This is a genomic window from Youngiibacter multivorans (assembly GCF_017873395.1).
Classification (GTDB): domain Bacteria; phylum Bacillota; class Clostridia; order Clostridiales; family Clostridiaceae; genus Youngiibacter; species Youngiibacter multivorans.
On record NZ_JAGGKC010000002.1, the window covers coordinates 189,148 to 196,737 of the forward strand.

General features: G+C 44.9%; 10 protein-coding genes. 6 read left to right on the forward strand and 4 right to left on the reverse strand.

The features are described from left to right. Positions 1-73 precede the first annotated feature (73 nt). The 5 genes from J2Z34_RS02505 (at position 74) to J2Z34_RS02525 (ending at position 3,620) form a co-directional block, all read left to right on the forward strand. Positions 74-1,336, forward strand: a complete 1,263-nt coding sequence (locus J2Z34_RS02505; protein WP_245250473.1) for an OFA family MFS transporter — start codon at positions 74-76, stop codon at positions 1,334-1,336. A 165-nt stretch (positions 1,337-1,501) separates the two neighbouring features. Next, positions 1,502-1,990 (forward strand): GNAT family N-acetyltransferase, encoded by a 489-nt coding sequence (locus tag J2Z34_RS02510; protein ID WP_209458273.1) that lies wholly within the window; start codon positions 1,502-1,504, stop codon positions 1,988-1,990. A gap of 81 nt (positions 1,991-2,071) precedes the next feature. Continuing rightward, positions 2,072-2,575: a hypothetical protein gene (locus J2Z34_RS02515; protein ID WP_209458274.1), complete on the forward strand. Its 504-nt coding sequence runs from the start codon at positions 2,072-2,074 to the stop codon at positions 2,573-2,575. 22 nt (positions 2,576-2,597) lie between these two features. Next, the gene (locus J2Z34_RS02520; protein ID WP_209458275.1) at positions 2,598-3,035 is read left to right on the forward strand and encodes a hypothetical protein; all 438 of its coding nucleotides are present in this window, start codon (positions 2,598-2,600) and stop codon (positions 3,033-3,035) included. Positions 3,036-3,092: 57 nt separating this feature from the next. Continuing rightward, positions 3,093-3,620 (forward strand): chromate transporter, encoded by a 528-nt coding sequence (locus tag J2Z34_RS02525; RefSeq protein ID WP_209458276.1) that lies wholly within the window; start codon positions 3,093-3,095, stop codon positions 3,618-3,620. Positions 3,621-3,737: 117 nt separating this feature from the next. Here J2Z34_RS02525 and J2Z34_RS02530 read toward each other — a convergent pair whose 3' ends face one another. From J2Z34_RS02530 to J2Z34_RS02545, 4 genes are all read right to left on the reverse strand, one after another. Next, positions 3,738-4,535 carry an ABC transporter permease subunit gene (locus J2Z34_RS02530; protein WP_209458277.1) on the reverse strand — a complete coding sequence of 266 codons (798 nt, stop codon included), beginning with the start codon at positions 4,533-4,535 and terminating at the stop codon, positions 3,738-3,740. After that, positions 4,536-5,423, reverse strand: a complete 888-nt coding sequence (locus J2Z34_RS02535; RefSeq protein ID WP_245250474.1) for an ABC transporter ATP-binding protein — start codon at positions 5,421-5,423, stop codon at positions 4,536-4,538. 241 nt (positions 5,424-5,664) lie between these two features. Next, positions 5,665-5,967 carry a hypothetical protein gene (locus J2Z34_RS02540; protein WP_209458278.1) on the reverse strand — a complete coding sequence of 101 codons (303 nt, stop codon included), beginning with the start codon at positions 5,965-5,967 and terminating at the stop codon, positions 5,665-5,667. Positions 5,968-5,983: 16 nt separating this feature from the next. Beyond that, positions 5,984-6,454 carry a universal stress protein gene (locus J2Z34_RS02545; RefSeq protein ID WP_209458279.1) on the reverse strand — a complete coding sequence of 157 codons (471 nt, stop codon included), beginning with the start codon at positions 6,452-6,454 and terminating at the stop codon, positions 5,984-5,986. Positions 6,455-6,751: 297 nt separating this feature from the next. On the opposite strand from J2Z34_RS02545, the gene J2Z34_RS02550 reads away from it, so the two are divergent. Beyond that, the gene (locus J2Z34_RS02550; RefSeq protein WP_209458280.1) at positions 6,752-7,468 is read left to right on the forward strand and encodes a hypothetical protein; all 717 of its coding nucleotides are present in this window, start codon (positions 6,752-6,754) and stop codon (positions 7,466-7,468) included. Positions 7,469-7,590: the final 122 nt, after the last annotated feature.

Here is a 7,590-nt window from a genome sequence, read left to right on the forward strand (position 1 = left end):
TTTTTTATTTGCCTATTTAACTTTATTTATCATCAGCATGCAATTCATGAAATAAGAACCGGGAGTGTGGAAATTGACGAAAACAGTAAAAGGCATACTTACAGAGAATAATAGAAGCAAATGGATCTACCTTATTTTCGGCGTCCTCATCATGATGTGCCTTGGTACGGTATATTCCTACAGCGTACTGAGGCTATCAGTTGAAAGACAGTACGGTGTAGGGTCAATGCTGGGAGGACTTCCTTATATGACGTCGCTCGCCTTCTACGCGATATTCATGTTCATTGCAGGAAGGCACCTTGAAAGGTTTGATCCGAGGATGGTACTGATTACAGGAGGGCTTCTAGTTTCACTTGGCTGGATACTGTCAGCATTTGCTCCAAGCATCTATGCGCTTACATTGACCTACGGAGTCATAAGCGGAGCAGGTGTAGGGATTGCTTATGGCGTACCGATGACCGCAGTGTCGAAATGGTTCCCCGAAAGAAAGGGACTTTTCGTAGGGCTTGTACTTGTAGGCTTCGGCTTGTCTCCGGTAGTCACAGCACCGCTTCTAAGGCAGATGGTTGAAGTCTTTGGACTTCATTCAACGTTCCTTGCGATTGGAGCTTCCTTCGGCGTACTTATCCCGCTCCTTTCCCTGCCATTCAGATATCCGCAGTTGGAAAACAGGAAGATCGAAGCTGCTGCAAGCATCACAAATCCTGATTCCGATACGAGGGATATGGTCAGGTCAAAAGGCTTCAAGGCCTTGTACCTTAACTTTTTTATAGGTTCCATGATAGGACTGATGATGGTAGGAATGACAACGACAGCAGGTACTGTATTTATAGGTCTTACACCATCAGAGGTGACCAGCCTTATAATTCTGTTTGCTCTGTTCAACGGTGCAGGAAGACCGGTATTCGGATTCCTCACCGACAGGTTCTCCTCTAGAAAGGCTATGCTTCTCTCCTACTCGCTGATATTAGTTGCATCACTTATCATGCTTACTGCGAAAGAAGGCGACAACTTGAAGTATGCTGTTTCATTTTCAATTTTCTGGTTCAATCTAGGCGGATGGCTTGCAATTGCGCCGGCATCAACCTCAGCCATGTTTGGCTCCAGAAGCTACAGCAGGAACTACGGAGTTGTCTTCACAGCATATGGAATAGGAGCTATAGCTGGAGTACTGGCATCAGGCCTTCTATTGGATATATTCGGAAATCTTACCAACATATTCTATTTTGTTGCTTCACTTTGCATGTTCGGTATGATCCTCACTCTCCGTCTTTTTGCACCTGCAGTGATGAAAGCATCAGGTGCCCCCATTGTACTTGAGTTAAAGGATATTTAGTCTTCAATATTCATGTGCTATACTGCAGGACAGCCCGAGTATTTACTCCCGGGCTGTCCTGTTAATTGTTGCGGCAAATCGACTATCAATTCTGCATATTTGTTATAATATAGGCAAATAGAGATGCAGTTTTAAACTAATTATGACGGATTGTGAGGATAGACAATGGACAAGGATATCGACAACAGTATCATAGAATTCAAAGATGTTGAAGGCAGGAATCACCTTGATGATGCAAAGGAGCTGTTTGTAGAATATTCCAGGTCAATAGGTGTAAGCCTTTGCTTCCAGGGCTTCGATGAGGAGCTTGACAGTTTGCCGGGAAAATATTCACCTCCGAAAGGTTCACTGATACTTGCATACGTCGATGGAAGTGCAGCAGCCTGCGCTGCACTCAGGTATATTTCAGATGAAATATGCGAGCTGAAAAGAGTTTACGTCAGGGAAGAGATCCGTGGACTTGGCCTCGGCAGGGAAATCGTAGTCAGGATGATTGAAGAAGCTAAAGCCCTGGGTTACGGATACATGAGGCTCGACACGCTTCCTTCCATGACGTCAGCCCGTAAGCTATACTTTTCCCTAGGCTTCCATGAGATTGAGCCCTACATATTCAACCCCCACGAAGGTACACTCTATATGGAGCTGAAGCTTTGATGAGATTCATGGGATATGCGGCATATTGCCAGTGGTAAGTTTCAATTAAATATCAGACAAAATATAAAGGAGGTTTCAGAAATGCATGAAGGAAACATCTATAGCGAAATCAGCATCAAGACCGTTCCGAGGATGAAGGTCGCTAGATATGTTATCATAAGCCCTGACCCCGAAGAAATGGTCATAGGTTATATGGACAGGTGGGCAGAAAAAAGCGGGGTTCTTAATCTTCCCGGATATGTGAAAAAGATGATCGGCTGGGACTTCCCTTACGTTACAAAAGAGCAGCAGGAAAAATTCGGACTGAGGGGCTATGTGGCGGCACTGGTTATTCCTGCGGATTTTGAGCCATCGGCAGGTGGCGCTGAAATAGCATGGATCGAGGAAGATACCTATGCCACGCTTACCATAAGGGATCCTCACAGCGATTCGTTCAACAATATTCCAAAAGCCTTCCAGATTCTCCTTGAATACATAAACAGTGGTGAATACAGGACACTGTCCTGGGAAGGCAGGATTGCCTTCGAGGAAGAGTACGACAGGGACGGGATTCACTACATGGATGTATATGTGCCTGTGAAATAGATTGGCTACAGGGGGTGAAAGGATGGACAGATGGAAAAGGAAAGCATACGCCGCAGTTGACCTATACGCTGCATTCCTTCTGCTCTATTCAGGCGTAAGGCTGACCTCAGCCTATGGAGCTTTGCCTGGAAATATTGGAGCTTACGGAATTTCAATCTTCATGGTAAAATCGGCCGGTAAGGGCATACTTATTGCGGCCTTCCTCATTTCAGTCATTCTTTTTGCAGCCCTTGCATCATATGCCAGGATAAAACGTGATCCTGCCTACTGGATAGTAGCCTCAAAGCTCCTTTCTGCATCGATTCTCCCGCTGATCAATGAGAGGACTGTAAAGGCAATCTATGGTGCATCAGGAGTCTACACTTACCTTGAGGGATTCCTCGGATGGACTGCAGCTGCGGTGCTTGCAGCTATACTTGCATCAGTCATTTTCAGGATGTATCTTAAGAAAGCCAAATAAACAAGGAAAGCCGCAGTGTACTGATGTATCTGCCATATTCCTGTAAAGAGGTTACTTATGTTCAAAATACTCATCGAGTTGTTTGTCGCATTCTTCAAGGTCGGACTCCTGTCATTTGGCGGGGGCTATACGCTTATTCCCCTGATCCAGCATCAGGTTGTCGAGGTCAACAGCTGGGCCACCCAGGATGAGTTCCTGAAGGTCCTCGGTGCGTCACAGGCGATTCCGGGAGCCATATCCATTAAGTTTGCTACCTACATTGGATACAAGGAAGCCGGGATACCAGGTGTCATCTCCACAATAACCGGCAGCTTCATAGTTCCGATTGCTGCCATACTGATCCTTTTCAATGGACTTAAGTATGCTGAGACGATACCCGTTGCTGAGCGGTTCCTTAAAGGTATAAAGAGCGCAACCTGGGGCCTCATAATAGGCTTCGGTGTACAGTCCCTTATGGGCACCAGCATGGATTTCAGGAATATCGCCATAGGCATAGGGGCACTTGTTGCAATAGCCGGCTTTGACCTGAGCCCTGCTATAGTCATAATTGTTGCAGGCATATTGGGAATAATTCTTTACAGATGATATCTGCTATTTTTCAAGACTATCCAATCCACTCATTGCACTGCATCACATTCCTTTTTCATAAGAAAAACGGTTCATCCATTTGGCTGAACCGTTTTTCTATTTAGCCTTATCTTTCTAAAGTGGCAGTCGCTTTCTGCTGAATACCGTGACTCCGCCTGCAAACAGGACAAGTATCATCGCAATGTAAATGAGGTTTACACCAACCATGCTCTCTCCTGTTACCAGCTTCACCGGATCATAGAATCCGTAGATGGAAGCATTCTTGATCATACCGCCGTTCTCTGATACGCCGCCCAGCATCTTCATCAGAAGGAAGACAATGGGTATGCCAGCTCCGAACAGGAGAGAGAACCTTGTTTCATTGAAAAGGCATGAGAAGAAGAAGCTGATCATCATAACTGTCATGTTGACGAGCATGGTCGTCACATTGAGCCTCAGGAACTGGCCTGTATCAAGCAATCCAGGGAATACCACAGCACTTAGGAGTACCCCGACTCCGAACATGAATGTCATGAGCGCTGCAACAGATGCAAGTGCATAAATGCCCTGGGTTACAATTATCTTCACCCTTGAATTAGGTGTGGATAGAAGATAGGCAAAGGAGCTGTTGTCGACCATCTTCGCTACCAGCCTGTTTCCAAGTATGACACAGTACACGAGGGGGAATCCAAGTATCAAAAGCCCATAGAGCCAACTTGCAAGGTATCCGGTAAGGTCGGTCACTATACTTTCAAATCCCATGGCTTTCATAAGATCAGGAGGAAAAAGATTTATCATGGAGCTTAAGGTCTCCATATCATCCGGGTTGTACATGGACATCATGATGGTCATGTACATGCTTAACACTCCAAGGAAAATGGCCAGAAGCACCCAGTTCCTCTTAAATGTATTCTTGAAAAGAGTAACGCTCATTTATCTCCCCTCCTTTCCATAATACTGCATGAAGATATCCTCAAGGGACTGGTTCCTGACATCGAAGGCCAGCACCTTAAACCTAGCACAGGTCTTGATAAGTGAGTCAACATTTTCTCCTGTAACGATGACCTCCAACCTGTCCTTGTCGACAAGTGAAGCCTCGAAGCCTGCTAATTTAAGCTGTCCCGCAAGCTCTGCGCCTTCAGAGCATCTGATTGAAAAGCCCTTTCTCTGTGAGTCCTTGAGAGTCTGGACATCCGCCTGTTTTACTATCTTACCGTCCTTGATGATAAGAACATTATCGCAGACCTTCTCGACCTCCTCGAATATGTGGCTGGACATGAGGATAGTCTTTCCTTTAGCCTTCTCCTCGGCCATGACCTCAAGGAACCTGTTCTGCATCAGAGGATCAAGTCCGCTTGTCGGCTCGTCCAGAATCAGGACCTCCGGGTCGTGCATAAGCGCTGTTACAATCGCCAGCTTCTGCTTCATGCCTTTCGAGAATTTCCTTATCTTACCTTTTGGGTCGAGCTCAAACATTTCAAGCAGCTGTTTCTGCCTCTTGTTGCCCTTCGTACCCCTCATCTCTCCCATGAACCTCAGGAATTCATCCCCGCTCATGTCTTCCAGGAATGTTATTTCACCAGGGATATATCCCAGCGTCTTTTGTATCGCTGTAGCTTCTTTGGTGCAATCAAGTCCTCCAATCGAACATGAGCCCATATCAGGATGCATGAATCCAAGAAGAGCCCTTATGGTAGTTGTTTTCCCCGCCCCATTCGGACCAAGGTATCCCATGAGGATCCCTTCCTCCACCTTGAAATCAAGGTCGAAGACACCCTTGCCGCTTGGATAAGTAAGTGTAAGCCCCTTTACCTCAATCATAGCGATCCCCTTTCATGCAAATGTATAGAATATTCCATACCATCCAATCGTGTCTGCATATACTAATCCTATACCTATTCTGCAGTTCATGATAGCTAATTGCAGAGCATACCAATTAATTTTCCGTTAATTTGAAAATTCTATAATAGACAGGATCATATGACTTATACCTATACACAATGAACAGCCGCAAGCATTTGAACTTGTGGCTGCTATTTAAGTCTACACTGAAATTCTGATATCAGCCTGAAACGAACAGGCTGTGGAAAATGATATAAAGAACTGCTGCAGCACCAACAAGTGTTGAGATCAAGACAGCTGGTGTCCTGTCCTTTTTCCTGTAAATGGCATATAAACCGAAGATAAGACCGGCAATCCCTGCGATGAATATGAAGACTGTAATATCCCACCAGGCATCATCGAAATTAAGGATTCCAAGACCCTTTACAAGTAGTAGAGATACTGCAATCACAATTACGAATGCTGCCTCCATATAGAATGAGACTTCACCTGGTCTTGAATCAGGTTTGAATTTCGACTCCATGATTTTTGAGCTCCAATCAGTATTCGGTTTCCGAATGTATGACCAATACGGGGCATTTAGCTTCTGAAATTACCCTTTGGGCTACGGAGCCAAGAAAAAACCTCTTGATTTTAGAGAAACCCCTGTTCCCGATTATTATCACATCTGCCATTTCCTTCTCAGCATCCTCAAGTATCCTGATATGCGGCTCACCCAGAAGAACCTCTCTTTCAGCTCTGATACCATTGAAATCCAGCTTCTCGACTATTGCATCCAGCAACTTGTATGAGCTTTCTTCCATCCTCACTACCGCTCCTGAGTTCTCCTCTATCCTTTTCCTGTCCACGTGGGACCAGAGTTCGTCATTTCTCATGAAACGCAGATAATGGTCTGGATCCACAACTGTAATAAGCTTGATATCTGCTCCATATTTCCTGGCAATCTCCAGTGCCTTTTTCACAGCATTTATTGATGCAGCTGATCCGTCCACTGGTACAAGCAGCTTCATGACGATCCCTCCCTTAAATGAAGGTTACCCTGAATCATTAATTATCATAATTTTCTGATTATATTATAGCATGCTTCATTACTAGATTAAATCACGTCAGTGATGTGCTGCTAATATATACCGGTTTATTTATCTTGTTATTTTTTTAACCTCCATGTTACCAGGTTGTGATTTATTCGAAACAGGATAGAAGTATAATAATATTGCAAAAAAATGGCCTGTACATTTCATGCAGAATTTATCCATATGGGTAATCTGCCTGGATATGAGGCAAAGGCGCGCCTGAAAGGAGTGCATATGAGAAGTGGAAAGAAGCTATTGTGTCTCCTTGTCACAGCTCTGCTTCTTGCATCTGGCTGCGGTGAAAAAGAAAATGACTCTCCGTTCAAGATAAGCATCCTGCCGCAGGAGCTAAAGGGATTCTCTATATCAGGTCAAAGCATACATTACCTTGTGACTGTCAGCGATGAAGCAAAGAAGGATGCTGTTACGGTATCAGCGATGTCTTCAGGTGCTGATGTTACAGTAGTGAATAAGGATATACTTGAGGGAAAGGTTGCTGAAGTCATAGTTGTTCCGAAACCTGAAAGCGCCGGCAAAACCGTGACGGTGGATATCGAAGGGAAACGAGGCAGTGTAACAGATAAAAAGTCAGTCACGTTTGATGTCATCGAAGGTGAAGATGACAGGAAAGCTTATGCTGAGGAGCTTCTACAGATGTTCATCCCTTACCTGGCAGAAGAACATCCTGAGTACAAGATCACAGCCGACACCAAATGGTCAGGCACCATGGTCAGCCCTCAGTGGCTCGTTGTCTCACATTACCTGTTCTTCTCAGATGAATGGGAGCTGCACCTTGAATGGCATGTCATGATCGCCCCAAGTGACTGGGTAAGGATTGACTTAAGGCAGAGAGCAAATGAAACCAAACCATCGTCGGCATTTGAAATCTCATCAGTAAGCGGCAAGACTACGCCTATACCTATTGAAGTACCTTCAGAAATCTGGAGATGAAAATACGGCTCCCCTGAGGGGAGCCGCCAGACTGTAGACAAATCGACGAATCTTAACTTAAGGTTCGTCGATTTTGCTATTGTTATACCTATTTTGGAGCAAAAGTTAGGATATGGGACTCC